Consider the following 24,298-nt stretch of genomic DNA (forward strand, 5'->3'; position numbering starts at 1 on the left):
CCTAGGCTGGGGCCATGAGCGATCGCCTCTACTTCCGACAGCTTCTCGCAGGCCGCGACTTCGCGGTAGGTGACCCGGTGGCCACCCAGATGGTCAACTTCGCCTATCTCATCGGCGACACCGAGACCAGGGAAGCGGTGATCGTCGACCCCGCGTACGCCGTCGGTGACCTGCTGAACGTGCTCGCCGAGGATGACATGCGGCTCACCGGCGTGCTCGCCACCCATCACCACCCCGACCACGTCGGCGGCACGATGATGGGCTTCACCCTGCCCGGCCTCGCCGAACTGCTCGCGCTGCAGCCCGTCCCGGTGCACGTCAACAACGCCGAGGCCGAATGGGTCCGCCGCACCACCGGTGTCTCGGACTCCGATCTGCGCGGGCACGACCACGACGACGTGGTCGAGGTCGGCGCCGTGCCGATCCGCCTGCTGCACACCCCCGGCCACACGCCGGGCAGCCAGTGCTTCCTGGTCGACGGCAAGCTCGTCTCCGGGGACACGCTGTTCCTCGAAGGCTGTGGCCGCACCGACTTCCCCGGCGGCGACTCCGAGGCGATCTACGCGAGCCTGCAGGAGCTGGCCAAGCTGCCGGGCGATCCGGTCGTCTACCCAGGTCATCAGTACTCGGCCGACCCCTCGGCGAACCTGTCGCACGTGCGCGACACGAACTTCGTGTTCCAGCCGCGGAACCTCGACGAGTGGCGGCGGATGTTCGGCTAGCACACCGGCACCGGCCGGATCACCCCGTTCTGGCCGGTGTCCGGCCGGCCTTTCACAGCGTAGAAAGAGTGCAGACCTTAGAAAGGCTGTGCTCTTGTCAGTCGTGCGAAGGGAAAAGCGGCGCCGCTGGGCGCTGGTCGCGGCGGTCGCCGTGACGCTCATAGCGGTGCCCGCCGCCGTCAAGGCGGTCGCGCCGTCGAGCGCACAGGCGGACGCGGGACGCCTGCGCACGCTGATCCTGCGCTCGGCTCCCCAGCCTTATCAAGGCTATGCCGAGAGCGTCGGCTCCATGGCACTGCCAGAGCTTCCTAACTCGGGAAACCTCACCTCGCTTCTTAACGGCAAGACCAGACTGCGTGTCTGGTACGCGTCGCCGGAGGAGTCCCGCGTTTCGGTGCTCACCGCCGCGGGTGAGCAGGACATCTACCGCACGATCGGCAACGCCTACAGCTGGGATTACGAGACGAACCTGCTCACCCAGCTGGTCGGCGAACCACCGATCCGCACGCCCAGGGCGGGCGACCTCCTCCCACCGGAGCTGGCCCGCCGCCTGCTCGGCGCCGTCCCGCAAGATCCGGTGACACCGTTGCCCAGCCGCCGGATCGCCGGGATCGCCGCGCCCGGCCTGCGCCTGATCCCGGCCGACCCGGCCACCACACTCGGCCAGATCGACGTCTGGGCGGACCAGATCACCGGCCTGCCGCTGGCCGTCGAAGTGACCGCGCGCGGCCAGAACAGCCCGGTGCTCACCACCGCGTTCGCCGAACTCCGGCAGACCCGGCCACTGCTCGACTTCCCGGCGAGACTGCCAGGCAGCGGCTACAGCGTCACGAACGCGCCCGACATCGCGTACGACCTCGGCGCGCTCGCGCAGGTGCAGCTACCGGGCAAGATCGCCGGGCGCGAACTGCGCACCGGCGCCGAGAACTCGCAGGGCGCCGGCGTCTACGGCTCGGGACTGGCCGCCTTCGTGGTCGTCGCCGTGCCACGAGATCTCGGCGCCGCCATCTCGGACGCGGCGGCCAGGGCGGGGTCGGCCCCGGTGCAGCTGAACACCGGTAACGGGCAGGCGTTGCAGATCTCGCCCGCGTCGCTGCTCATCGTGCGCTCGACCAAGACGCGGCGCTGGTTCCTGCTGGCGGGCACGGTCACGCCCGGCCTGCTGCACCTGGCCGCGACCGAGCTGAGCGGGCTGCCCCGATGATCGTCACCCACGCGCTGACCAAGCGCTTCGGCGGGCTCACCGCCGTCGACTCGGTGAACCTCTCGGTCGCCGAGGGGGAGCGTTACGGCTTCCTCGGGCCGAACGGCTCCGGCAAGACCACGCTCGTCCGGATGCTGCTCGGCCTGGTCTACGCGACCAGCGGCGAGATCGAGATCCTCGGGCGCACGGTGCCCCGGCACCTGTCCGACGCGCTGCCCGAGGTCGGCGCGCTCGTCGAAGGCCCGGCCGCGTATAACCACCTTTCCGGGCCGCGCAATCTCGAACTGCTCGACGCGAGTGGTCGCGGCGGCAGGCGCACGCGGCGCGCACGGGTCGAGGAAGCGCTCGAACAGGTCGGGCTCGCCGGGATCGACCGGCGCCCGGTGAAGGCGTACTCGCTCGGCATGCGGCAGCGGCTCGGGCTGGCCGCCGCGCTGCTGCGCAAACCACGCCTGCTGATACTCGACGAGCCGACGAACGGGCTCGATCCCCAAGGCATCAAAGAGATCCGCGAGCTGCTGATCGGGCTCAACCGCGAGGGCACGACCGTGTTCCTGTCCAGTCATCTGCTGTTCGAGGTCGAGCAGCTGTGCACGCACGTCGGCGTGGTCGACCGGGGGAAACTGGTGCTGCAGGACGAACTCGGCGCGATGCGCTCGCCGACCGGCCGGGTCATCGTGCAGACGCCGGACGCGTCCGCGGCCGTGCTGCTGCTCGACGGCCAGCTGGAGCGGCGCGACGGCGACCGGCTGCTCATCCGGCACCCGGACCCGGCGCGGCTCAACACCTGGCTGGTCGAATCCGGCGTGCGGGTCGCCGCGATCGAGCCGGAATTCCGTTCGCTGGAACAGGTCGTGCTCGACGCGACCAGCTCCGGCGCCGACCGGTTCGACGGGAGCAAGCCGTGATCGCCGTCGAACTGCGCAAGCTCGCGCTGCGCCCGCGCGTGTGGGTCAGCGTGGTCCTGCTGTGCGCGCTGCCCGCACTGGTCGCGGTTTTCCTCGCCACGGCGGACTTCGCGCCGCCGCCGGGGCAAGGCGGCGCGTTCCTGTCGGCGGTGATGAGCAACGGAGCGCTGTATCCGGCCGCCGCGCTGGCCTTGGTGCTGCCCGTTTTCCTGCCGATCTCGGTCGCGGTGCTCGCGGGCGACGCCATCGCGGGCGAAGCGGCGGGCGGCACGCTGCGGTATCTGCTGGCGCGCCCGGTCGGCAGGACCCGGTTGCTGGCGGCCAAAATGTGCGCGCTCGCCGTGTTCACGCTGATCGCCGTGATCCTCGTCGTGCTCACCTCGTATCTGCTGGGGACCGCGTTGTTCGGCAGCGGTGCGGAGGCGGTGGGCCAGCCGGGCGCCGTGACCTCGCTGTCCGGCTCCGCGCTGTCGACCGGTGATCTCGCGACACGGCTGCTCGGCGCGATTGGTTATGTCGTCGCGTCAATGCTCGGCTTCGGCGCCATCGCGTTGTTCTTCTCGACGGTCACCGACTCGGGACTGGGCGCGGCGCTCGGCGCGCTCGCCGTGCTGATCACCAGCTCGGTATTGGAGACGCTCGACGCGGCCGCGGTCGTCAAGCCTTATCTGCCGACGCACTACTGGCTGGCGTGGATCGACTTCTTCCGAGACCCGCTGTTCTGGCGCGACATCACCAGCGGGCTCTGGCTGCAGGCGGGCTACCTGGTGGTCTTCTTCGGTGCGGCGTGGGCGAATTTCGCCACCAAGGACATCAGCAGCTAGGCACGCTCAGCGGCTCGGTGCCGAGCGCGTCCAGCACCATCCTGACCACCACGGGATGCGTCGGCAGCTCGGCGTGCTGGACAACGGCGCCCGGGCAGACGTCTTGGACCGCGAGGTTCAGCGCGCCGTCCAACTCGGCCGATTCCGGCGGCGTGACCGTCCGGTCGTCGCGGCTCCACACCGAAAGCCAGGGGAGCCCGGACGGCAGCTTCTCGGCGTCCAGCCTGGCCAGCACCGGGCTGCCGGGCGCGAGCTGCTGGCACGCCGTCGGGCACCCGCCCGGCACGATCGCGCCGCCGATCGCGGCGACGCGGGTGCCGTGCAGCGGCGCGCCGAGCGTGATGATCCGCCGCGCCTGATGCGCGCCGTCGCGGGAAGTCCACAGCCTGGCCACGACCCCGCCCGCGGAGTAGCCGATGACGTCGACGGACGGCGCGTCGGCCGCCGCGTCGCGGAGCACCTTGACCTGGGCGAGCAGGTCGCCGGTGCCGTCGCCGTCCAAGGTGAGCACGCGGGTGTCGCGGCCGGTCTCGTCGCGGATCCGGTCGGCCAGCGCCTCGAGCGCGTCGCGCCCGCCGCCGTACCCGGGCACGAGCAGCACCGGGCCGAGCCGTTCCTGCGGCGGCCTGCCGGTCTGCGGCGCGCCGGGCCGCAGCGCGCTCACGGTCACCCAGGCGGTGAGCAGCGCGAGCACCACGGTGAGGATGCCGAAGAACAACCGCCTGCGTGGGCTCACCCGTTCATGATGGCAGCGATCTGGCCCGCGGCCTCCGCCACGAGCTCACCGAATTCGGGCAGTTCCGCTTCGCCGACCCGGCTCAGCGCGCCCCAGACGCTCACCACGCCGAGCGGCCGTCCGCGGGTCCCGAGCACGGGGGCTGAGACGCCGAACAAGTCGTCTTCCATCTCGCCGACACTGACCGAGTACCCGCGCTCGCGGACGCGGATGAGCACATCGCGCAGCTCTCGCCGGTCGGCGATCGTCTTGGCCGTGTAGGACTTCAGCTCGCCCGAAAGCAACGTGCTCACTTCGTCTTCGGGCAGCCAGGCGAGGTACGCCTTGCCGGTCGACGTCGCATGTAATGGTGCCTGCCAGCCGAGCCAGCGCGCGCTGAGCACCGAATGCGGGACCGCTTCGTCCACATAGGTCAGTCCAAAACGCCGGGGCAGCGCCAAATTCGCCGTCTCGCCCGTGGTGGCCGCGATCCGCTCGACGATCGGGTGCGCGCGGCGGACGAGTCCCTCGACACCGGCTTCGGAGGCCCAGCGCTCGACGGTGAAGCCGATCGCGAAGTTGCCGGTCTCGGGGTCGCGTTCGAGTACTCCGTGATGTTCGAGGGTGGCCAGCAGCCGCCACGCGGTCGCCCGGTTGAGCCCGCATCTGGCGCCGAGCGCGGCCGCCGACTCGCCGCCGGGCGGAGTGTCCGCCACCGCGTTGAGCAGGGCAATAGCCCGGTCGAGGGACTGCACACGAGCGTCGGCGTCCATGGAGATTTCCTCTCTTGACGCGTCGATCCGGCCACGGTTACCGTTTCATTATTCGGTGCAGTGTTGCACATTATGAGACGCGAGGACAGGCCCATGCAGTTCGACCTGACCGACGAGCAGCGCTTGATCGTCGGCACCGTCCGGGATTTCGTGGAAAAAGAGCTGTATCCCCATGAGGACGAAGTCGAGCGGCTGGACGAGGTGCCGGCCGATCTCCAGAAGCAGATCACCGAGAAAGCGCTCGCAGCCGGGCTCTACGCGCCGAACATGCCCGCCGAGATCGGCGGCGGCGGGCTCGACGCGGTCGGGGTCGCGCTGGCCGAGCGCGAGCTCGGGCGCGCCTCGTACGCGCTGCACTCGCTGGTCGCGCGGCCGAGCAACATCCTGCTGGCCTGCGAGGGCAGGCAGCGCGACGACTACCTGCTGCCGACCGTGCGCGGCGAGCGGATCGACTGCCTCGCGATGACCGAGCCCGGCTCGGGCTCGGACGTGCGCTCGATGACCACTCGCGCGGTTCGCGAAGGCGACGACTACGTGATCACCGGTGGCAAGCACTTCATCTCGCACGCGGACGTCGCCGACTACGTGATCCTGTTCGCCGCCACCGGCGTCCAGCAGACCTCGCACGGCAAAAAGGCGCTGATCACCGGGTTCCTGGTCGATCTCGACTCGCCGGGCGTGACCGTGCGGCGCGGCCCGGCGTGCGTGTCCAACCGCGGCTACCACACGTGTGAGCTGTTCTTCGAGAACGTGCGCGTGCCCGCGTGGAAGCGGCTCGGCGACGAGGGCCAGGGCTTCGAGCTGATGAACACCTGGCTCGGCTCGACCCGGCTCAGCGTGGCCGCGACCTGCGTCGGCCGCGGACGGCGGGTGCTGGACCTCGCGCTGGACTGGGCGGCTCAGCGCGAGCAGTTCGGCCAGCCGATCGGCCGGTTCCAGGGCGTCGGGTTCCCGCTCGCGGACCTCGCGACCGAGCTTGATGCCGCGGAACTGCTGACACTGCGTGCCGCGTGGAAATGCGACCAGGGCACCATGAGTGACTCCGACGTCGCCATGGCGAAGCTGTTCGCGTCCGAGGCGCTCGGCCGGATCACCGACCAGGCCGTGCAGGTCTTCGGCGGGCTCGGGCTGATGGCCGAGACCAGGATCGAGCGGTACTGGCGCGACGCCAGGCTCGAGCGGATCTGGGACGGCACCAGCGAGATCCAGCGCCACATCATCTCCCGTGCCCTGCTCCGCCCGAGAGGTGCTTGATGGGCGGGGTGACGCGCCGCAACCTCCGGCGGCTGCTCGCGCCCCGGCACATCGCGGTCGCCGGGGGAGCGGCCGCCGTCGAGGTGATCCGGCAGTCGAAGCAGATCGGGTTCGCCGGCGAGATCTGGCCGGTGCATCCCGAGCGTGACGAGATCGCCGGTGTCCCGTGCTTCCCGGACGTCTGGGCACTGCCGGAGGCTCCCGACGCGACGTTCGTCTCCGTCCGCGCCCGGTCCACTGTGGACTTCGTAGCGACACTGTCCCAAGTGGACGCGGGCGGCGTGGTCTGCCACGCGTCCGGATTCGCCGAGACCGGTGCGCGAGGCAGCGCGCTGCAGGCGGAACTGGTCGAAGCGGCCGGTGACCTCGCGGTGATCGGGCCGAACTGCTTCGGGTTGCTCAACTACGTCGACGGCGTCGCGCTGTGGCCGGACCAGCACGGCGGGCACCGCGTCGAGCGCGGCGTCGCGATACTGAGCCAGAGCGGCAACGTCGCGCACAGCCTCACCATGCAGCGGCGGTCGCTGCCGATCGCGCACGTGGTGACCGTCGGGAACAGCGCGTGCACCCGGATCCCCGAGCTGATCGACGCGATGGTCGACGACGACCGGGTCACCGCGATCGGCCTCTATCTCGAAGCCATCGACGACGTCCAGGCGCTCGCACGCGCGGCGACACGCTCGTTGCGCCGTGGCGTGCCGGTCGTGGCCTTGAAGTCCGGCTCGTCCGAGCTCGGGGCCAGGACCAACCTGAGCCACACCAGCGCGTTGTCCACTTCGGACGATCTGTGCACCGCGCTGTTCGAACGCTGCGGCATCGCGCGCGTCCACGACCTCGCCGGGCTCGCGGAAACCCTGAAGTTCCTGCACGTCCACGGCCCGCTGCCGGGCGGGACGATCGCGTCGGCCAGCTGTTCGGGCGGCGAGGCCGCGCTGGTGGCCGACCTGGCGTCGGCCCGAGGTCTCGAAATGCCGGACTTTCCCGTCGCGGCAAGGGAAAAGCTCACCGTGGCACTGGGTGAGAAGGTCGGCGTCGCCAACCCGCTCGACTACCAGACCTACATCTGGGGCGACGCCGGAAGGCAGCTCGACTGCTTCAGCGGCCTGCTGTCGGCCGGGTTCGACCAGCACCTGCTGGTGCTCGACTACCCGAGGCTCGACCGCTGTCACGGCGAAGACTGGCACTCCACAGTGGACTCCTTCATCGCCGCCCGCGCGGCCACCGGCGCCCCCGCGTCGGTGGTGAGCATGCTCCCCGAAGGCATCCCCGAGGAGGTCGGCGCGAAGCTGCTCGAAGCCCGCATCGCGCCGATGCAGGGCATGGCCGAATGCCTCGACGCGATCCGCGCCGCGCGCGAGATCGGCCAAGTGCGCGAACAAGAGCCGCCATTTGCCGGTAGTGAAGCCTCCGGCCCGGTGCGCCAGCTCGACGAGTGGGAGAGCAAACGCGCACTCGCCGAGGTGGGTGTCCCGGTCCCGCACGGCGTGGTCGTCGACGCCGACGAGGCCCCGGACGCGGCGTGCGAACTCGGTTTCCCCGTGGTGCTCAAGGCGGTTTCGGAAACACTCGCGCACAAGACAGAGGCGGGCGCGGTCAAGCTCGACCTGCGCGACGCCGAGTCGGTCCGGATCGGTGCGAAGTACCTGCGGCGGCTCTCCTCGCGGCTGCTCGTCGAGCAGATGGCGACCGGCGTGCTGGCCGAGCTGATCGTCGGCGTCCGCGCCGACCCGAGGTTCGGCCTCGCGCTGACGATCGGCAGCGGCGGCACACTGGTCGAACTCATCGGTGACTCGGTGACACTCTTGTTGCCGGCGCGTCGCGAGGACATTTCCGCGGCTGTGAAGAAACTCCGCGTGTATCGGCTCCTCACCGGCTTCCGCTCGAAACCACCGGCGGATCTGGCGGCCGTCCTCGACGCGGTCGAGGCCATCGCCGCCTACGCGACGTCCATAAAGGACACACTGGCCGAACTGGACGTCAATCCGCTCCTGGTGTTCGCGCGCGGGGTACTCGCCGTCGACGCGGTCATCCGCCTCCGTCCAGATACCGGGACCGCGTTGACACCCTGAGGCCACGGCTCGAATGTTGCGGCCATGGCGATATCCCCCACAGCGGTGCTCGCGCGCCCGGAAACGGCCGCTCCGGCGCGGGTCCGGCGGCGGCTACCGGACCTGCGGCGGTGGATCAGCCCGGTCGTGCTCATCGCGTTGTGGCAGCTGGCGAGCGCGACCGGCGTGCTGCCCCCGGACAAGCTCAGCTCACCCTGGACCGTGCTCCAGGCGGGCGCGGAGGTCGTGCGCAGCGGCGAGCTCGGTGACGCCTTCGCGGTGTCGATCAGCAGGGTGGCCTTCGGCTTCCTGATCGGCGGGGCCGCCGGTGTGCTGCTCGGCACGATCTCCGGGCTGTTCAAGTGGGGCGAGGTGCTCGTCGACCCGCCGGTGCAGATGCTGCGCACCCTGCCGTTCCTCGGACTCATCCCGCTGTTCATCCTGTGGTTCGGCATCGGCGAGGAGCCCAAGATCGCGCTCGTCGCGCTGGGTGTCGCGTTTCCCTTGTACCTCAACGTCCACTCCGGCATCCGCGCCGTCGACGACCAGCTGATCGAAGCCACCCGCGCGCTCGGGTTCACCGGCGCGGAGCGGCTGTGGCACGTGGTCCTGCCGAGCGCGCTGCCGCAGGCGCTGGTCGGGCTGCGCCAGTCGCTCGGGCTGGCCTGGCTCGCGCTGATCGTGGGGGAGACGGTCAACGCCGACGCCGGCCTCGGGTTCCTGATCAACAACGCGCGGGAGTTCCTGCGCACCGACGTGATCGTCGTCGGGCTCATCGTCTACGCCGCGCTCGGCCTGCTGACCGATGCCGTGGTCCGGCTGCTGGAACGGAGGGCGCTGCGATGGCGGGCGAGGTGAACGTCGCGGAGATACGCGGGCTGACCAAGCGGTTCGGCGAGCGGACGGTGTTGCGCTCGCTCGATCTCACGATCGGGCGCGGGGAGTTCGTCGCGCTGCTCGGCCGCAGCGGTTCGGGCAAGTCGACGCTGCTCCGGGTGCTCGCCGGGCTCGACACCGAGGTCGAAGGCTCCTACGACGTGCACGGCACGGTGTCCGTCGCGTTCCAGCAGCCGAGGCTGCTGCCCTGGCGCAAGGTGTGGCGCAATGTCGTGCTCGGGCTCCGGCAGGACGGCGCCGACCGCGACCTCGCGGTGCGCGCGCTGGCGGAGGTCCGGCTCGAAGACCACGCCGACGACTGGCCGCGCACCCTCTCCGGCGGTGAGGCACAACGGCTTTCGCTCGCCAGGGCACTCGTGCGGGAGCCCGAGCTGCTGCTGCTCGACGAGCCGTTCGGCGCGCTCGACGCGTTGACCAGGATCGCCATGCACCGGCTCGTGGCCGATCTGTGGCGGCGGCACCGGCCCGGCGTGCTGCTGGTGACCCATGACGTGGACGAGGCGCTGCTGCTCGCCGACCGCGTGCTCGTGCTCGCCGACGGGCACATCGTTTCCGAATACCCCGGGCACGCCGATGTCCGGGACAAGGTGCTGACCGACTTGGGAGTGACAGACAGTGCGTTTGCGTAGTTTGGTCGTCGCGGCGACAGGCCTGCTGGCGCTCACGGCGTGCGGCAAGGCCGAACCGGCGTCGGAGGTGCCCGCGCCGGTGAGCGCGGCGGACCTGGCCAAGGTCGTGCTCAAGGTCGGCGACCAGAAGGGCGGCGTGAAGTCGATGCTCACGGCCGCCGGTCAGCTCGACGGGCTGCCGTACAAGATCGAGTGGGCGACGTTCACCTCCGGGCCACCCTTGCTCGAAGCCGCTTCGGCGGGCGCGATCGACCTCGGCAGGGTCGGCAACACGCCGCCGATCTTCGCCGCGGCGGCCAAGGCCAAGATCGCGGTGGTGAGCGTCGCGAAGAGCAACGTCGAACGCGAAGCGCTGCTGGTGCCGTCCGATTCGCCGCTGACCGACGTCGCTTCGCTGCGCGGCAAGACGATCGCGGTGGCGAAGGGCAGCTCGGCGCACGGCCAGCTGCTGAACACATTGCGTAACGCCGGATTGTCCACAAAGGACGTGAAGATCTCGTTCCTGCAGCCGTCCGAGGCCTACAGCGCGTTCACTCAGCACAGCGTCGACGCCTGGGCGATCTGGGACCCGTACACCGCGCAGGCCCAGCTGGAGACCGGCGCCAAGGTGCTCGCCGACGGACGCGGCGCGTCCAACGGCTACGCCTTCCAGACGGCGGCGACCGCGGCACTCGCCGACCCCGGCAAGAACGCGGCCATCGGCGACTACCTCACCCGCGTGGTCAAGGCGCAGAAATGGGCCGACAGTCATCACGCGGAGTGGGCGCAGGCCTGGGCGGCGGAGACCGGGCTGAAGCTCGAAGTCGCCCGCAAGTCGATCGACGCGGGCCGTGACCTGCCGACACCGCTGGACGACGAGGTGGTCCAGTCCGAACAGAAGCTGGCGGACGCCTTCACCGACGACAAGGTGCTGCCGGGCAAGGTCGATTTCGTGAAGTTCGTCGACCGGCGCTACGCGGCCGACCTCGACGCGGCGAGGAGCAACTGATGGGCGTCACCCTGCACTGGTTCCTGCCCACCTCCGGTGACGGCCGGACGATCGTGGAACGCTTCCACGCCAACAAGTCGCAGGGCCCGACCGCCCAGCGCGACCCGGACATCGGCTACCTGACCCAGGTCGCGCAGGCCGCCGAGCGCCTCGGCTTCACCGGCGTGCTCACCCCGACCGGCACCTGGTGCGAGGACGCCTGGCTGACCACGGCCGCGCTCATCGGCGAGACCTCGACCCTGAAGTTCCTGGTCGCCTTCCGGCCGGGCATCATCTCGCCGACGCTCGCCGCCCAGATGGCGGGCACGTATCAGCGCATCTCCGGCGGCAGGCTGCTGCTGAACATCGTCACCGGCGGCGACGACATCGAGCAGCGCCGGTTCGGCGACTGGCACGACCACGACCTCCGCTACGCCCGCACCGACGAGTTCCTCTCGATCGTGCGCGGCGTCTGGTCCGGCAAGCCCTTCGACTTCCACGGCGATCACCTGCGCGTCGAAGGCGCCACCACCCTGGCGGTCCCGAAACCGTTGCCGGAGATCTACTTCGGCGGCTCGTCCTCGGCCGCGCTGCCGGTCGCCGCCCGCCACGCCGACGTCTACCTGACCTGGGGCGAGCCACCCGCGGCGGTCGCCGAGAAGATCGCCCGCGTGCGCGCGCTGGCGGGCGACCGGCCGGTGCGCTTCGGCGTCCGCCTGCACACGATCTCGCGGGACACGTCGGCCGAGGCGTGGGCCGAAGCGCAAAAGCTGCTCGACGCCCTGAATCCCGAGCAGGTGAAGCAGGCGCAGCGTCAGCTGGCGGCGAGCGAGTCGGTGGGCCAGCAGCGCATGGTCGCGCTGCACCAGGGGAAATTGGACGCGGGCGTGCGCGGGCTGGAGATCCACCCCGGTCTCTGGGCGGGCATCGGCCTGGTACGCGGCGGCGCGGGGACCGCGCTGGTCGGCAGCCACGCCGAGGTCGCGGACCTGATCGAGGAGTACCACTCGCACGGCGTCGACGAGTTCGTCCTGTCCGGGTATCCGCACCTGGAGGAGGCGTACTGGTTCGGCGAAGGCGTCCGCCCGGAACTCGCCCGCCGGGGCCTGCTCGACGGTGTGCCCGCCCTGCGCACGCCGACCCACCCGGAGCGCACCATCTCCGCCCTGTAAGGACTCGTGAGTGTTCCAGCCGGTTCTAACCGGCCAAAACACTCACGACCTCCGGGCGTGACTGGCCTGCGCGGGCGGGATAAAGCCCGCTTTATCCCGCTGTCGCAGGGGCCTTGGTGTGTGCGGTTTGGGGCGTTACATACGCCGCTTTCGTGCGACCAAGGCCGACTTCGTCCCGGGGCCTGCTGGCCGTCGGGGTCGTGAGTGTTTTTGCCGGTTAGAACCGGTCGCAACACTCACGACCGCTTAGCGCAGGAGCGTGTCGAACGCGACGGCGAAGAACGCCGCGAAGGACGAGCCGTCCTTCGCCGCGCGTTCGCCGACGATCGCGCCTTCCCAGGCGTTGACCAGAAACCGGCCCAGCACCTCAGGGTCCTGCGTCGACGTGATCGAGCCGTCCGCCTGCGCCTCCCGGATCGCCGACACGACCGCCTCCGACCAGCTGTCGAAGGCCGCCACCAGGCCAGCCCTGATCACCGGGCTGTGGTCGGCCGCCTCGTTCGCGAAGTTCCCGAACACGCACCCGCGCCGGTAGCCGTGCTTCTCGATGTCGCTCGCCAGGAACTCGAAGTGCGCCCGCAGCCGCGCGAGCGGCTCGGCGGCGTCCCGGTTCACCAGGTCCGGAACGCGCCGCGTGTCGCCGTAGCGCTCCATCACCACGAGAGCCAGCGCTTCCTTGCTCTCGAAGTGGTTGTAGAACGACCCCTTGGGCACGCCCGCGCTGTCGGTGATCAGCTTGACGCCGCAGCCGTGGTAGCCGTGCTGATGGAACTGCTCGTACGCGGCGTCCACGATCTGCTCGCGCAGGCTGGCCCTGGCCATGGGGATCCCTCCAAGATGAGTGGTCGTCTCCAGCTTAGTTCGCCCGCCACCAGGTCGTGACGGCTTCGGCGTAGCCCGGCGCGTCCTCTTCCCAGGTGAAGTGGCCGACGTCGAGCACGGTCAGCCTGCTGCCCGGCAGGTTGTCGTGCAGGTACTCGGCGTTCGCGACCGGCACGACCGGGTCCTTGGCGCCCGCGATGATCTGGACCGGCGTCGTGATCGACGGCAGCAGCCCGGCCAGCACCGGCAGCTCGGCCGGGTAGGCGCGGACGTACGGCATCTGGTCGGCGAACCGCTCGCCCCAATACGCCGCCAAATAGTCCTCACGCACGTCTTGGGGCAGGTCGTAACCTTCGATGCTGTTGATCGCCACCGTCACGACGTCCTTGGGGCCCATGGCCCGGTACGGCGCCAGGTCCTCGGCGAGCACCCATTCCTCGAGCACGCCGCCGAGCTGCAGCGGGATCACCGCGCCGCCGCTGCCGACGGTCACGCTGCGGAAGCGGTCCGGGTGGGCGGCCGCGGCGAACAACGCCGCGCTGGTGCCGATGTCCGGGCCGACCACGTGTGGCTTCACCAGGCCGAACTCGTCGGCGATCCGGACGATGAACTCGCCCATCGCCCGCGGCGAGAGCAGGTCTTCGCGCAGTTCGGAATGCCCGAAGCCCGGCAGGTCGACGGCGATCAGGTGGGCGTGGTCCGCCAGCTTCGCCCAGGTCGCGTCGAAGGCGTACAGGCTTTCCGGCCAGGGGCTCAGCAGCAGCGCTTCGACGTCGCGGGGACCGTCGCTTTCCGTGTAGCGAATGGAAATCCCGTCGATGGTGCGGAACCGGGTCTTGATCTCGCTCATGTCCTCGTCCTCTCAAGCGGTCGGTCATTTCAATATGACCGGTCGTCTTGAAATGGGCAAGCGAAGTGACCCAGGTCACGTTCAGTCGTCCCAGTGCGTCGACGCGTAGACCACGATGTTGTCGCGGTACGACCGTTTCGCCGCGTCGAAGCCGCCGCCGCAGGTGATCAGCCGCAGCGCGCTGCCCGGCGCCGGGCCGTACACGGCCGCGGTCGGGAACGCGTCCTTCGGGTAGCGCTGCACGGTGTCGACGCGGAACGTGGCGGACCGCCCGTCCGAGCGGCGCACGGTCACCTGGTCGCCGGGTTTCAGGTCGCGCAGCCGGAAGAAGACCGCCGGGCCGGAGCGCGAGTCGACGTGCCCGGCGAGCACGGCCGGTCCCGGGTCACCCGGCACCGGCGAGCCGGTGTACCAGCCGACGCGCCGGAAATCCGACGGCGGGGTCAGCTGCCCGGCCTGGTCGAGGCCGAGCGGGACGAGCTGCGACTCCTCCACGCCGATCGCCGGGATGGACAGGCCGACCGGGCGCACGTCACCACGCGGCGGCACCGGCTCCACGGTCGCGGGAGCCGGTGCCGCCGCGGGCTGGACCTGAGGGGGAGCGGGTGCGGCGCAGCCCGCGGCGAACACCAGGCACAGCAGGAAGAACTCAGCGCGTCGCACGGCGCCAGGTGAGCCAGCCGAGTCCTAAGAGGACACCCGAGGCCAGCGCGAGCCAGCCTCCGTAGCCACCTGGCGCGGTTCCGCCGCCACCGGTCTCGATGCCCATCTTGGGCGGGTCGGCCATCGTCGCGCCGTCGGCGAGCGACTCGGTTTTCAAGCCACCGCCCGGATTCTCGGTCACCAGCACGGTCGTGACCGAGCCGGCACGGACGTCGACGGAGGCTTGCGCCGACGTGCCGCCGCCCGTCAGCTGGAACGGCCACCGGCCTTGCGGGACGTCCGCGTACGGCGTCGCCAGCCCGTAGGCCGCGTCCTTCGCGACGACCATTCCGTTGGGGCCGTTGACCGTCACCGGCGCGATCGCGGCCGAACCCTGCACGAGCCGCACGCGGCCGGAGCCCGCTTTCGGCTGGGTGAGGTCGTCGGTGATCAGCTCACCCTTCAACGTCCCGTCGGGGCCGTTGGCGAACACGAAGAGCGAATACGCGGTCTGCGCGCTGATCGACACGGTCGCGGTGAGCGCGGGCGGCGTCGACGCGGCCGCGTCCGCCGGGCGCATCGACAGCGTGTACGCGCCGGGGTTGAGCGAAGAATAGGGCGTCACCGCGCCGTAGCCCGCCTTGCGGATGACCACCTTTTCCTGGCGGCCGAAGGCGGCGACGTAGATGTCGACCGGCGGCACCTTCGGGGAGAGGTGGCCGACCCTGATCCAGCCGACCGACGGGCCTGGCCCGGTCGCCGCTTCGGCGACGGACGGGGTGAGGGGTAGCGCGGCGAGCAGCAGCACCGCCGCCAGTCTTCGGAAGCGCTCCATTTCGGACTGCCTTTCACGGAGTGTCGAACGGCGCGAGCAGGCCGCCCGGCGGGAACAGGGGGTAAGTCACCGTGACCCGGTCGTCCGCGGTGGCGACCGCCGCGGGACGGTAGATGTCACGCTGGCCGCCGAAGAACCGCGCGATCTTGGCGGGATCGTCGCCGGTCAGCACCGCGCGACGGCGCGGCTGGCCCGCCGCGTCCTCACCGGGGATCTCGGGCAGCGCGACGATCTTGAGCGGATCGAGCGACACGTACGCGGCGATCGTCGCCAGCAGTCGCGGGTCGGCGTGGCCGCCGCGCAAGGTCTCCGCGTCGGCGAGCAGCTGGATACGCGGCGATGCCGCGAGCATCGCGCCCGCCCGCGCGCGGGAACCCTGTTCCTTCGGCGCCGGCGTCGCGTCGACGATGCTGACGCGTGAGACCTCGATGTCGCCGAACTTCGCGGCCGGCTTCGCGAACGTGAGCACGGTGGCGAGTCCCGGCAGCGCGGGCACCTGGTCACGCAGCGCGGGCGTCGAAAGCACCCAGTCGGCGGTTTCGCAGTCGGCCGCGCAGGCCGACGCCACCATCAGTGAACCGGTCGGCCAGCCCGCGGCGGCGAGCTCGGTCCAGCCGGCGTCGTCGGTCAGCACCCGGGCGCCGGAAGCGTTGTCCCGCAACCATTCCCCGGCTCCGGCCAGCGGAGAGGACGGCTCTCCCACGCGCAGTTTCGCGAACCCGCTCAGCCAGCTCGCGGCGGTCGCCGCGATCACCAGGTACACCGCGATCACCCGCGGGATCGAATACCGGCGCCGCCTGCCGGAATGCTTGCGCTGGTGGGGCGTCCTGGCCAGTGCGGCGGCGTGCACGGTGCCCGCGGTCGTGAGCAGTGCGAAAGGCACAGCCAGCGTCAAGGCGCCGGGACCTTGCCACCAAGCCGCGATCGCGAGCGACAGCACGCCAACGCCGAACGGCCGCCATGCCCGTGACCACAGGCTGGCCACGGAGACGAGGAGCGCGATCGTCGCGACGACCGGATCGAGGCCGACCCAAGCGGCGAAACCGGAACCCGGGCCGAGCGACGGCCGCAGCAGGCCCGCGGCGGGGCCGAAAGCGATGCCGAGCGCGAAGGTGAACGTCACCCCGACCGTCACCGCGCGGTTCGGGTCTCGATGCCTGAGCAGCAGCCAGCCCGCCGTCGGCAGCATCGCGAACGCGAGCGGTGAAGTCAGCACTGCGGCCAGCAGGAACGCCGCGACCAGCAACTCACCGACGAGTCCGCGCGCGGAGCAGATCAGCGTCAGCGCGGCGAGAAGCCAGAGCACGGCCAGGTTTTCCGCGAGAGCCAGCCGTTGCACGCCGATCGCCAGCGGGGACATCGCGAGCACGACCACCGTGAGCGTCGCGACCCAGCTCGGCAGGCCGAGGCGCTTGGCGAGCAGCCACAGCAGCACCGCCGTGCCGAGCGCCGCGACGACGGCGGCCTCGCGCACGGCGTTGACGGGGGACTGGCGGTCGAACGCGCGGGTCAGCAGGTCGTACCCGGCGAGCTGCGCCCAGCCGAACGGGCTCGACGTCCCGGTCGGGACCCCGGGATAGGACTGCAGATGGCTGAGCGCGAACACCCGCGCGACCGGCTGGGCTTCGAAATCCGGCCGTCCCACCGCGAGATGGACGAGACGGAGCCCGCCGGTCAGCGCCAGCAGCGCCAACAGGACATCGACGGACTCGAGCCGGCGCCGCCCGAAAGCCCGGTGCGCCGTCGAGGGTTCACTGAGCGCGACCTGAGTCATCGTCGGCACAGCGTAGTCCGCCATTCGCACGGAAGTAAGCGTCCAGCCGGGCGTCACCGATACGGCCTATCGGCGTTCCGTTATTTTGTTGGGAGATAACAAAGATCAGGTCAGCGCGCGCGACAGCGCGAGCGCCGCGGTGCGCACCGCCGGGCCGACGCGCTCGGTGCGCACCCGGTTGACCCAGCCCGAGATCGACAGTGCCGCCACGGGTTTCCCATCACCCCCGAGCACCGGGCTCGCCGCGCACACCACGCCGGTCCCGGATTCCTCACGCTCGTAAGCGATTCCCTCGGCACGGATCTTGGTCAGCTGCCGTTTCAGCAATCCGGGCGCGGTGATGGTCCTGGTGCTCACCCGCGCCAGCCCGCCCGCGATCACACCGTCCACTTCGGACTGTTCGGAGAACGCGAGGATGGCCTTCCCGACCGCGGTGGCGTGCGCCGGGAACCTGCCCCCGATCCGCGACGGCAGCCGGGGCGCGTCCGGCCCGCGCAGGATGTCGAGATAGACGACCTCGGCCCCTTCGAGCACCGCGAGATGGACGGTGTTGCGCGTCGCCTCCCGCAGATCCGCCAGATGCGGCCGCGCGGCGTCGACCAGCCCCCGCTGCCGGATCGCCAGCTGCCCGATCTCGAACAGCTTGAGCCCCAGCCGCACCGAGGTCCCGTCCCGCTCCAGCAGGCCGTTGCCCACCAGATGCCCGATCAGCCGGTGCACACTCGACTTCGCGATCCCCGTCCGCCGCGCCAGCTCGGACACCCCGAGCGGCCCGTCACCCGGCCCGAACGCGGTCAGCACCGCGGTCAGCCGCAGCGCGGTCACCCCGGCGTCGTTCTCGGCTTCGTTCCGCACAGCGGCACACATGAGGTGAGTGTGCCGCATTCCGGCCTCGGCCGGGTCACGGCTTGTCGGCGTTGAGCACCAATGCGACGCAATGGCGGACCAGCCGGTCACGCGGCACTTCGAGCGTCCCATCGAGATAGGCGATGAAAAGGTTCGCCAGCGCCCCGACCAATCCGATCGCGGTCATCTGCCGGTCGAGGTCGTCGGCGCCGCTCGACAGCTGCCCCCGCACGAGCGCCGCGAAAGCGGGCAGCAGCTCGACCCCGCGCCTGCTCAAAGCGGGCTCGGTCATCGGGGCGAGCAAGAGCACCCGCCCCTTGCGCGGGTCGTCGACGATCAGCTCGACGAACGCGGTCACCGCGGCGTCGGCGCGGGCGTCCGGGGTGGGGGCGGCTTGGACCGCGTCGACGAGCACTTGGTGCGCCAGCGCTCCGACATGCTCGTAGGTCGCGACGACCAGTGCTTCGCGGTCGGGGAAGCTTTCGTAGAAGTAGCGCTCGGTGAGTTTCGCGTGGCGGCAGGCCGCGCGGACGCTGAGGGCGGGGCCGTCCGAGGCGCCGAGTAGGTCGACGGCCGCGTCGAGGAGCTGGGCGCGGCGGGCGGCCTTGCGGTCCTCGAGCTTGGTGCCCGCCCAGGTGCTCATTACCTACTCCTCAGTTGACTACGGTTGTTGTCAATCCTAGTCTGACAACGCGCGTGGTCAGTTAACCATCTCGACGAGGAGTGGTCATGCCGGAACCGCTGGGCCCCGATTCGCTCACCTGGAAGTACTTCGGCGACTGGCGGGGCCTGCTGATCGGGCTCTGGGCCGGGTCGATGCAGAACATGCACCCCGAGCTGGGCGCGGGCGTCGAGGAGCACTCCCGATTCTTCGAGGAACGCTGGCAGCGGCTGTTCCGCTCGCTATACCCGATCGGGGGAGTGGTCTACGACGGGCCGCGGGCACACGCGACCGCGCTGGCAGTGCGCGGCTATCACGACATGATCAAAGGCGTTGATAAACACGGGCGCCGCTATCACGCGCTGAACCCGGACACCTTCTACTGGGCGCACTCGACGTTCTTCATGAGCGTGGTGCTGATGGCCGACCACTTCATGGGCGGACTCGACGAGGCCGGGAAGCGGCGGCTGTTCGACGAGCATGTCCAGTGGTACCGGATGTACGACATGAGCATGCGGCCGGTGCCGGAGAGCTGGGAGGCGTTCCAGGTCTACTGGAAGCACATGTGCGAGGAAGTGCTCGAGGACAACAAAGCCACCCGCGACGTGCTGGACCTGAGCGGGCTGGAGAAGCCGATCCGCTGGCTGCCGGACTTCGTGTGGCGGCCGATGCGGGTGCTCGTCGCGCGGAACTTCGTCTGGCTGACCGTCGGGCTGTACGACCAGTCGATCCGTGACCTGCTCGGATACCGGTGGACCGCGCGGGACGAGCGCTGGCACCGCAGGGCCGGGAAGGCGATCGGCTTCGCGTTCAGGTTCGTGCCGTTCGATCGCCGCTACCACCCGAGGGCGCGGGCGGGCTGGCGGCGCGTGCGCGGCGAGATCCCGCCCGACGCGCCGCTGGTGGAGACGCCGCGGCGCAATCTGCCGCCGATCTCACGGCGCGACAATCCCGCGCACTACTCGCCGAAGGTGTAGGCATTGACTATGAAACTGGGCTATCACCTCGGGTACTGGTCCTCGGGTCCGCCCGCGGACGCGCTGGAGACGATCAAGACGGCCGAGTCGCTCGGCTTCGACTCCGTGTGGACGGCGGAGGGCTACGGCTCGGACGCGTTCACCCCGCTCGCCTGGTGGGGCGCGTCGACCGAGCGGATCAAGCTGGGCACCAACATCGTCCAGATGTCCGCGCGCACCCCGACCGCGACCGCGATGAGCGCGCTGACACTCGACCACCTCTCCGGCGGGCGGTTCGTGCTCGGGCTCGGCGCGTCCGGCCCGCAGGTGGTCGAGGGCTGGTACGGCCAGCCGTATCCGAAGCCGCTGGCACGCACCCGCGAGTACGTGGAGATCGTGCGCAAGGTCGTCGCGCGCGAGGAACCGGTGACCATCGACGGCCAGTTCTTCCAGTTGCCGCTGCGGGGCGGGACCGGGCTCGGCAAGCCGCTGAAGTCCACTGTGCACCCGCTGCGCAAGGAGATCCCGATCTACCTGGCGGCGGAAGGCCCGAAGAACGTCGCCCTGTCGGCGGAGATCTGCGACGGCTGGCTGCCGCTGTTCTTCTCGCCCAAGACGGACGGTTTCTACCGCGCCGCGCTGGAGGAAGGCTTCGCGCGGCCGGGTGCGCGGCACACCATCGACGATTTCGAGGTCGCGGCTTCGGTGCCGGTCATCGTGCACGACGACGTCGAGGCGGCTGCCGGCTTTATCAAGCCTTCGCTCGCGCTGTACATCGGCGGGATGGGGGCCAAGGAGGTCAACTTCCACCACGACGTCTTCGCGCGGATGGGCTACGAGGACGTCGCGGACAAGGTGCAGGAGCTGTACCTCGCCGGGCGCAAGGCCGAAGCGACCGCGGCCATCCCGACCTCGCTGGTCGAGGACACCGCGCTGATCGGACCGGCCGCCAAGATCCGCGAAGAACTCGCGCGGTGGGAGTCCACAGTGGTCACGACGCTCTTGCTGCGTGGTGACGCGGGAACGCTGCGCTCGGTCGCGGAGGTTCTTTCGTAAGGCCGGGGTCGTGAGTGGTCTTGCCGGTATCGGCGGGAAGCCAAGCCGCCCTGCGCAGAGCCGAGCGTGCGCGTTTTGGGCCGCCCTACGTCCCAAAACGCGCACGCACCAGCAGTCGCCGCGGCCACCAACCCGCGGCTTCGCCGAGACCGGGGTCGTGCGCGTTGCGGGCGGTTAGAACCGCCCGCAACGCGCACGACCTACCTCGCGCAGGCCCTTTGCGTGATCCCGATTTGGTGAGGGAGGCCCTCACCCAAGAAGCTGGGTGAGGGAGGCCCAGCTGGGTGAGGGAGGCCCTCACCACGCATAGCTGGGTGAGGGAGGCCCTCGCTGCCGCTTTTGTGTATGAAGGCTCCCTTCATCCAGGTTTGGCTGGATGAAGGGAGCCTTCATCGCGTATAGCGGCATGAAGGGAGCCTTCATCCAGTCGCGGTTGGATGAGGGGAGCCTTCATGCGGGCGAAGGGTTCCCTGCTGCGGGGGCCTCTCGTTCGGTGGGGTGAGTGGTAACGCTGCTCCGTTGGATGCAGCGGAGTCACCACTCGCGACCCTGCCAGCGAAGTGAGGGTGCCCCCGAGTGCCTACTACGCACCCAATGGCTCCCTCACTCGAAGCCTGCCCGACACGTGAAGGCGCCCTGCCCGACCTGGCGAAGTGCGCTCTGACCGGCCGTACCACTCCCGGCGCTTGCGCCCGTGACGCGGATCACTTAACGTGAAAGTAGTTCGCGTTTGGAGGCGCTATGACGGTGAGCCGTAGGCACGTGCTGGCTGGAGCCGCGGCATTGCCGCTGGTCGCGGGTCTGCCAGGACAGGCGAGAGCGGCTCAGGGCGCCCAGGCCGCGCAGGACGGCTACCTGGTCGGCGTCGGCATCGCGGACGTCACCGGGCCCGCCGCGGAGAACGGCATGATGGGCTACTCCATGCCGCAGCAGAAGACCGCGGGCATCCATCTGCGGACCCGGGCGCGCGCGTTCATCGTCGCGGACGGGACCACCCGGATCGTGTTCGTGACCGCCGATCTCGGCGCGATCTTCCAGTCGGTGCACCAAGGCGTACTGCGCAAGCTCGCCGCCGCGTTCGGTGACCTCTACACCGAACGCAACCTGCTGCTCAACGCCACGCACACGCACGCGGCCTGCGGCGGCGACTCGCATTACGCCGCCTACGACCTGTCGATACTCGGATTCCAGGAGCAGACCTACAACGCCGTCGTCGACGGGATCTTCGAGGCGATCTCGGCCGCGCACCGCGACCTCAAGCCCGGCACGCTCACCCTCGGCAGGACCACGCTGGAGAACGCCAGCGTGAACCGGTCGCGGCCTGCCTTCGAGTTGAACCCGGCCGCGGACAAGGCGCATTTCCCGAAGGCCATCGACCCGGCCGTGACCGTGCTGCGGTTCCGGCAGGGCAGCGCCGATGTCGGCGCGATCAGCTGGTTCGCCACCCACGGCACCTCGATGAACAACGCGAACCAGCTGATCAGCGGCGACAACAAGGGGTACGCCGCGTACGAGTGGGAGCACGACAACCGGGGCGTCCGCTATCTCGACGGGCCCGCCGAGTTCGTGGCCGCTTTCCCGCAGACGAACTCCGGGGACATGTCGCCGAACCTCGACTTGAAGCCGAGCACCACCGCCGAGGAGCTCACCCGCACCAAGACGATCGGCGACCTGCAGTTCCAGGCGGCCAAGCGCGCGTTCGACGCGGCGCGCGAGCCGGTGACCGGCGGGGTCGACCATCGGATGACCTATGTGGACATGTCCGCGGTCGTCGTGGACGGGAGGTACACCACCAGCGGCAAGCAGCAGCGCACCTGCGCCGCGGCGATCGGCGTCTCGATGCTGGCGGGCAGTGTCGAGGACGGGCCCGGCATCCCGATCCTGCCCGAGGGCGTCAAGAACCCGTTCATCGACTGGCTCGGCGGCGCGGACGCGCCGATCCCGCAGGCGCTGGCCGACGCGCAGGCGCCCAAGGTGGTCGCGGTGCCGTTCGGGCTGATGAAACCGTATCCGTGGGCGCCGGAAGTGCTGCCGCTGCAGATCATCCGCATCGGACAGCTCCACGTCGTCGGCGGGCCCGCCGAGTTCACCATCGTGGCCGGGCTGCGCATCCGCCGCACGGTCGCGGCCGAACTCGGGGTGCCGCTGGAGAACGTGCTCGTGCAGGGCTACGCCAACGCCTACAGCCAGTACGTCACGACGCCGGAGGAGTACGACTCGCAGCAGTACGAGGGCGCGTCGACGCTGTTCGGCCGGAACACTTTGCCCGCGTACCAACAGGAATTCGGGAAGCTCGCGGCCGCGATGAAGGCGGGCGCCCCGGTGCCGCACGGGCCGACCCCGCGTGACCTGCGCGGCAAGCTGATCAACTTCCAGACCGGCGTGGTGTTCGACAGCGCGCCGATGTTCAAGAACTTCGGCGACGTGCTCACCGACGCCGCCGCGACCTACCAGCGCGGCGAGACCGTCACCGTCGAGTTCGTCACCGGGCACCCGAAGAACAAGCTCCGCCCGACGTTCTTCGAGGTCCAGCGCTACGAAAACGGCCAGTGGGCCCGGCACGCCGACGACGGCGACTGGGACACGAAGTACCGGTGGACCCGCACCGGCGTCGCCGACTCGAAAGCCACCATTACCTGGGATGTCCCGCCGAATGCCCCGGCGGGCAAGTATCGCGTGGTGCACTTCGGGGACTGGAAGAACGGCTGGAACGGCGCGATCAGCTCGTTCAGCGGCGCGTCCCGCGCCTTCATAGTCTCGTAAAAAGGGGAACCTGTGCGGAAAATCGGTGTGTTCGGCGCGGTTATCGCTGCCTTGTTCGGCTTCGCGGTGCCCGCGCACGCGGCGGGCGAGCTGAGCGTCTTGGCGTTCAACATCTGGCAGCTGCCGTGGATCGCGAACCCGAACACCTCCGACAAGGAGGCCAGGGCCCGCGCCGCCGAGTCCGTCATCCGCGCGCAGGACGCCGATGTCGTGGTGCTCTCCGAGGCGTTCAGCGCGCAAGCCGAAGACCTGCGCGCCCGGCTGACGAACACGTGGCCGCACCAGACGCCGCTCGTCGGGCAGTACTGCTCGACCTCGCCGGGCTGGACGACCGTCGACGGGAACTGCTCGTCGTCGCCGTTCGTCATCAACGGCGGTGTCACCGTACTGAGCAAATATCCCATTACCGAGAAGCATCAGCTGGTTTATCGCAACTCCTTGAGCGGCACCTGGGACAACTGGTCCAACAAGGGCGCCGCGCTCGTCCGGATCGTGGCGAACGGCCGTCCGCTGTGGATCGCGGGCACCCACATGCAGGCCGACGAAGGCCCCGAGACGCTGCCGAAGGCGCATCAGACGCGGATGGCCCAGCTGGCCGAACTCCGGGACCTGGTCGCGAAATACGCGCCGGCGAGCGAGCCGGTGAGCGTCGCGGGCGATCTGAACATCGAGTACTTCGCCGGGCAGCAGCGCACGGACGCGCAGGGCCGCACCCAGATCCAGCAGGGCGAGGCCGCGCTCGGCGGCACGCTCTCGACCGCTCCCGGCTACACCTTCGACGCCGTGACCAACCCGAAGGCCGCGCCGGCCGGGTACCGCGATGCGCTGGACTACGTCGGCGCCGTGTCCGGCCGCGCACCCGCCGGGGTCGGCCCGGTACGAGTGGTGCATTACGACGGTGGCACGATTCCCTCCGACCACTATCCCGTGGCTGCGAAGCTCCAGTACTGATCTCCTGGAGATTCGGGGTGACCCGTGAC

The 24,298-nt window shown here is 70.1% G+C and carries 23 protein-coding genes; 14 read left to right on the plus strand and 9 right to left on the minus strand.

Annotated elements, in window-relative coordinates; genetic code table 11:
• Positions 1-14 precede the first annotated feature (14 nt).
• The 4 genes from BLV57_RS02900 (at position 15) to BLV57_RS02915 (ending at position 3,658) form a co-directional block, all read left to right on the plus strand.
• Positions 15-722, plus strand: a complete 708-nt coding sequence (locus tag BLV57_RS02900; protein WP_091286210.1) for an MBL fold metallo-hydrolase — start codon at positions 15-17, stop codon at positions 720-722.
• Positions 723-810: 88 nt separating this feature from the next.
• Positions 811-1,926 carry a hypothetical protein gene (locus tag BLV57_RS02905; protein ID WP_091286212.1) on the plus strand — a complete coding sequence of 372 codons (1,116 nt, stop codon included), beginning with the start codon at positions 811-813 and terminating at the stop codon, positions 1,924-1,926.
• Positions 1,923-2,834 (plus strand): ABC transporter ATP-binding protein, encoded by a 912-nt coding sequence (locus BLV57_RS02910; protein WP_091286215.1) that lies wholly within the window; start codon positions 1,923-1,925, stop codon positions 2,832-2,834. The genes BLV57_RS02905 and BLV57_RS02910 overlap by 4 nt, the downstream gene beginning before the upstream one ends.
• The gene (locus tag BLV57_RS02915; protein ID WP_091286218.1) at positions 2,831-3,658 is read left to right on the plus strand and encodes an ABC transporter permease; all 828 of its coding nucleotides are present in this window, start codon (positions 2,831-2,833) and stop codon (positions 3,656-3,658) included. The genes BLV57_RS02910 and BLV57_RS02915 overlap by 4 nt, the downstream gene beginning before the upstream one ends.
• Here BLV57_RS02915 and BLV57_RS02920 read toward each other — a convergent pair.
• Positions 3,648-4,394 carry an esterase/lipase family protein gene (locus BLV57_RS02920; protein WP_091286221.1) on the minus strand — a complete coding sequence of 249 codons (747 nt, stop codon included), beginning with the start codon at positions 4,392-4,394 and terminating at the stop codon, positions 3,648-3,650. The two genes, BLV57_RS02915 and BLV57_RS02920, sit on opposite strands and share 11 nt — an antisense overlap.
• The gene (locus BLV57_RS02925; protein WP_091286223.1) at positions 4,391-5,146 is read right to left on the minus strand and encodes an IclR family transcriptional regulator; all 756 of its coding nucleotides are present in this window, start codon (positions 5,144-5,146) and stop codon (positions 4,391-4,393) included. The genes BLV57_RS02920 and BLV57_RS02925 overlap by 4 nt, the downstream gene beginning before the upstream one ends.
• Before the next feature lie 93 nt (positions 5,147-5,239).
• On the opposite strand from BLV57_RS02925, the gene BLV57_RS02930 reads away from it, so the two are divergent.
• The 6 genes from BLV57_RS02930 to BLV57_RS02955 are packed head-to-tail and all read left to right on the plus strand — an operon-like array spanning position 5,240 to position 12,113.
• Positions 5,240-6,400 (plus strand): acyl-CoA dehydrogenase family protein, encoded by a 1,161-nt coding sequence (locus tag BLV57_RS02930; protein WP_091286225.1) that lies wholly within the window; start codon positions 5,240-5,242, stop codon positions 6,398-6,400.
• Positions 6,400-8,469, plus strand: coding sequence for an acetate--CoA ligase family protein (locus BLV57_RS02935; protein WP_091286228.1), 2,070 nt, complete (start codon positions 6,400-6,402; stop codon positions 8,467-8,469). The genes BLV57_RS02930 and BLV57_RS02935 overlap by 1 nt, the downstream gene beginning before the upstream one ends.
• Before the next feature lie 24 nt (positions 8,470-8,493).
• On the plus strand, positions 8,494-9,306 hold the full coding sequence (locus tag BLV57_RS02940; protein ID WP_091286231.1) for an ABC transporter permease: 813 nt from the start codon (positions 8,494-8,496) through the stop codon (positions 9,304-9,306).
• Positions 9,291-9,974 (plus strand): ABC transporter ATP-binding protein, encoded by a 684-nt coding sequence (locus BLV57_RS02945; RefSeq protein ID WP_091286234.1) that lies wholly within the window; start codon positions 9,291-9,293, stop codon positions 9,972-9,974. Before BLV57_RS02940 ends, BLV57_RS02945 begins: the two co-directional genes overlap by 16 nt.
• The gene (locus BLV57_RS02950) at positions 9,961-10,962 is read left to right on the plus strand and encodes an ABC transporter substrate-binding protein (protein ID WP_091286236.1); all 1,002 of its coding nucleotides are present in this window, start codon (positions 9,961-9,963) and stop codon (positions 10,960-10,962) included. The genes BLV57_RS02945 and BLV57_RS02950 overlap by 14 nt, the downstream gene beginning before the upstream one ends.
• The gene (locus BLV57_RS02955; protein ID WP_091286238.1) at positions 10,962-12,113 is read left to right on the plus strand and encodes an LLM class flavin-dependent oxidoreductase; all 1,152 of its coding nucleotides are present in this window, start codon (positions 10,962-10,964) and stop codon (positions 12,111-12,113) included. The genes BLV57_RS02950 and BLV57_RS02955 overlap by 1 nt, the downstream gene beginning before the upstream one ends.
• 246 nt (positions 12,114-12,359) lie before the next feature.
• On the opposite strand, the gene BLV57_RS02960 is transcribed toward BLV57_RS02955, so the two are convergent.
• The 7 genes from BLV57_RS02960 to BLV57_RS02990 form a co-directional block, all read right to left on the minus strand.
• Complete coding sequence (locus BLV57_RS02960; protein ID WP_091286241.1) at positions 12,360-12,935, minus strand: TetR/AcrR family transcriptional regulator; 576 nt, start codon at positions 12,933-12,935, stop codon at positions 12,360-12,362.
• A 34-nt stretch (positions 12,936-12,969) separates the two neighbouring features.
• The gene (locus tag BLV57_RS02965) at positions 12,970-13,785 is read right to left on the minus strand and encodes an alpha/beta fold hydrolase (RefSeq protein ID WP_091286243.1); all 816 of its coding nucleotides are present in this window, start codon (positions 13,783-13,785) and stop codon (positions 12,970-12,972) included.
• 81 nt (positions 13,786-13,866) lie between these two features.
• Positions 13,867-14,448: a class F sortase gene (locus BLV57_RS02970; RefSeq protein WP_091286245.1), complete on the minus strand. Its 582-nt coding sequence runs from the start codon at positions 14,446-14,448 to the stop codon at positions 13,867-13,869.
• Positions 14,435-15,262, minus strand: a complete 828-nt coding sequence (locus BLV57_RS02975; RefSeq protein ID WP_091286247.1) for a DUF4397 domain-containing protein — start codon at positions 15,260-15,262, stop codon at positions 14,435-14,437. Before BLV57_RS02975 ends, BLV57_RS02970 begins: the two co-directional genes overlap by 14 nt.
• A gap of 13 nt (positions 15,263-15,275) precedes the next feature.
• Positions 15,276-17,060, minus strand: a complete 1,785-nt coding sequence (locus tag BLV57_RS02980) for a hypothetical protein (protein WP_091286249.1) — start codon at positions 17,058-17,060, stop codon at positions 15,276-15,278.
• An 81-nt stretch (positions 17,061-17,141) separates the two neighbouring features.
• The gene (locus tag BLV57_RS02985) at positions 17,142-17,903 is read right to left on the minus strand and encodes an IclR family transcriptional regulator (RefSeq protein ID WP_091286252.1); all 762 of its coding nucleotides are present in this window, start codon (positions 17,901-17,903) and stop codon (positions 17,142-17,144) included.
• 34 nt (positions 17,904-17,937) lie between these two features.
• Positions 17,938-18,525 carry a TetR/AcrR family transcriptional regulator gene (locus tag BLV57_RS02990; RefSeq protein WP_091286254.1) on the minus strand — a complete coding sequence of 196 codons (588 nt, stop codon included), beginning with the start codon at positions 18,523-18,525 and terminating at the stop codon, positions 17,938-17,940.
• Positions 18,526-18,611: 86 nt separating this feature from the next.
• Between BLV57_RS02990 and BLV57_RS02995 the strand changes: the two genes are divergently transcribed.
• The 4 genes from BLV57_RS02995 to BLV57_RS03010 all read left to right on the plus strand — a co-directional run bounded on the left by BLV57_RS02995 (position 18,612) and on the right by BLV57_RS03010 (position 24,269).
• The gene (locus BLV57_RS02995) at positions 18,612-19,520 is read left to right on the plus strand and encodes an oxygenase MpaB family protein (RefSeq protein ID WP_091286257.1); all 909 of its coding nucleotides are present in this window, start codon (positions 18,612-18,614) and stop codon (positions 19,518-19,520) included.
• Between the two features lie 9 nt (positions 19,521-19,529).
• Entirely contained in the window at positions 19,530-20,555 is a 1,026-nt protein-coding gene (locus tag BLV57_RS03000; RefSeq protein WP_091286259.1) for an LLM class F420-dependent oxidoreductase, read from the plus strand.
• Between the two features lie 741 nt (positions 20,556-21,296).
• Positions 21,297-23,318 (plus strand): neutral/alkaline ceramidase, encoded by a 2,022-nt coding sequence (locus BLV57_RS03005; RefSeq protein ID WP_091286262.1) that lies wholly within the window; start codon positions 21,297-21,299, stop codon positions 23,316-23,318.
• A gap of 12 nt (positions 23,319-23,330) precedes the next feature.
• Positions 23,331-24,269 (plus strand): sphingomyelin phosphodiesterase, encoded by a 939-nt coding sequence (locus BLV57_RS03010; RefSeq protein WP_091286264.1) that lies wholly within the window; start codon positions 23,331-23,333, stop codon positions 24,267-24,269.
• Positions 24,270-24,298 lie beyond the last annotated feature (29 nt).

Source organism: Amycolatopsis xylanica (assembly GCF_900107045.1).
GTDB lineage: Bacteria > Actinomycetota > Actinomycetes > Mycobacteriales > Pseudonocardiaceae > Amycolatopsis > Amycolatopsis xylanica.

Excerpts from the sequence above, each read along its gene's own strand:
- BLV57_RS02900 (WP_091286210.1), top strand. The coding sequence starts at position 15 with ATGAGCGATCGCCTCTACTTCCGACAGCTTCTCGCAGGCCGCGACTTC.
- BLV57_RS02910 (WP_091286215.1), top strand. The coding sequence starts at position 1,923 with ATGATCGTCACCCACGCGCTGACCAAGCGCTTCGGCGGGCTCACCGCC.
- BLV57_RS02925 (WP_091286223.1), bottom strand. The coding sequence starts at position 5,146 with ATGGACGCCGACGCTCGTGTGCAGTCCCTCGACCGGGCTATTGCCCTG.
- BLV57_RS02930 (WP_091286225.1), top strand. The coding sequence starts at position 5,240 with ATGCAGTTCGACCTGACCGACGAGCAGCGCTTGATCGTCGGCACCGTC.
- BLV57_RS02935 (WP_091286228.1), top strand. The coding sequence starts at position 6,400 with ATGGGCGGGGTGACGCGCCGCAACCTCCGGCGGCTGCTCGCGCCCCGG.
- BLV57_RS02940 (WP_091286231.1), top strand. The coding sequence starts at position 8,494 with ATGGCGATATCCCCCACAGCGGTGCTCGCGCGCCCGGAAACGGCCGCT.
- BLV57_RS02945 (WP_091286234.1), top strand. The coding sequence starts at position 9,291 with ATGGCGGGCGAGGTGAACGTCGCGGAGATACGCGGGCTGACCAAGCGG.
- BLV57_RS02955 (WP_091286238.1), top strand. The coding sequence starts at position 10,962 with ATGGGCGTCACCCTGCACTGGTTCCTGCCCACCTCCGGTGACGGCCGG.
- BLV57_RS02960 (WP_091286241.1), bottom strand. The coding sequence starts at position 12,935 with ATGGCCAGGGCCAGCCTGCGCGAGCAGATCGTGGACGCCGCGTACGAG.
- BLV57_RS02965 (WP_091286243.1), bottom strand. The coding sequence starts at position 13,785 with ATGAGCGAGATCAAGACCCGGTTCCGCACCATCGACGGGATTTCCATT.
- BLV57_RS02975 (WP_091286247.1), bottom strand. The coding sequence starts at position 15,262 with ATGGAGCGCTTCCGAAGACTGGCGGCGGTGCTGCTGCTCGCCGCGCTA.
- BLV57_RS02980 (WP_091286249.1), bottom strand. The coding sequence starts at position 17,060 with ATGGCGGACTACGCTGTGCCGACGATGACTCAGGTCGCGCTCAGTGAA.
- BLV57_RS02985 (WP_091286252.1), bottom strand. The coding sequence starts at position 17,903 with ATGTGTGCCGCTGTGCGGAACGAAGCCGAGAACGACGCCGGGGTGACC.
- BLV57_RS02990 (WP_091286254.1), bottom strand. The coding sequence starts at position 18,525 with ATGAGCACCTGGGCGGGCACCAAGCTCGAGGACCGCAAGGCCGCCCGC.
- BLV57_RS02995 (WP_091286257.1), top strand. The coding sequence starts at position 18,612 with ATGCCGGAACCGCTGGGCCCCGATTCGCTCACCTGGAAGTACTTCGGC.
- BLV57_RS03000 (WP_091286259.1), top strand. The coding sequence starts at position 19,530 with ATGAAACTGGGCTATCACCTCGGGTACTGGTCCTCGGGTCCGCCCGCG.
- BLV57_RS03005 (WP_091286262.1), top strand. The coding sequence starts at position 21,297 with ATGACGGTGAGCCGTAGGCACGTGCTGGCTGGAGCCGCGGCATTGCCG.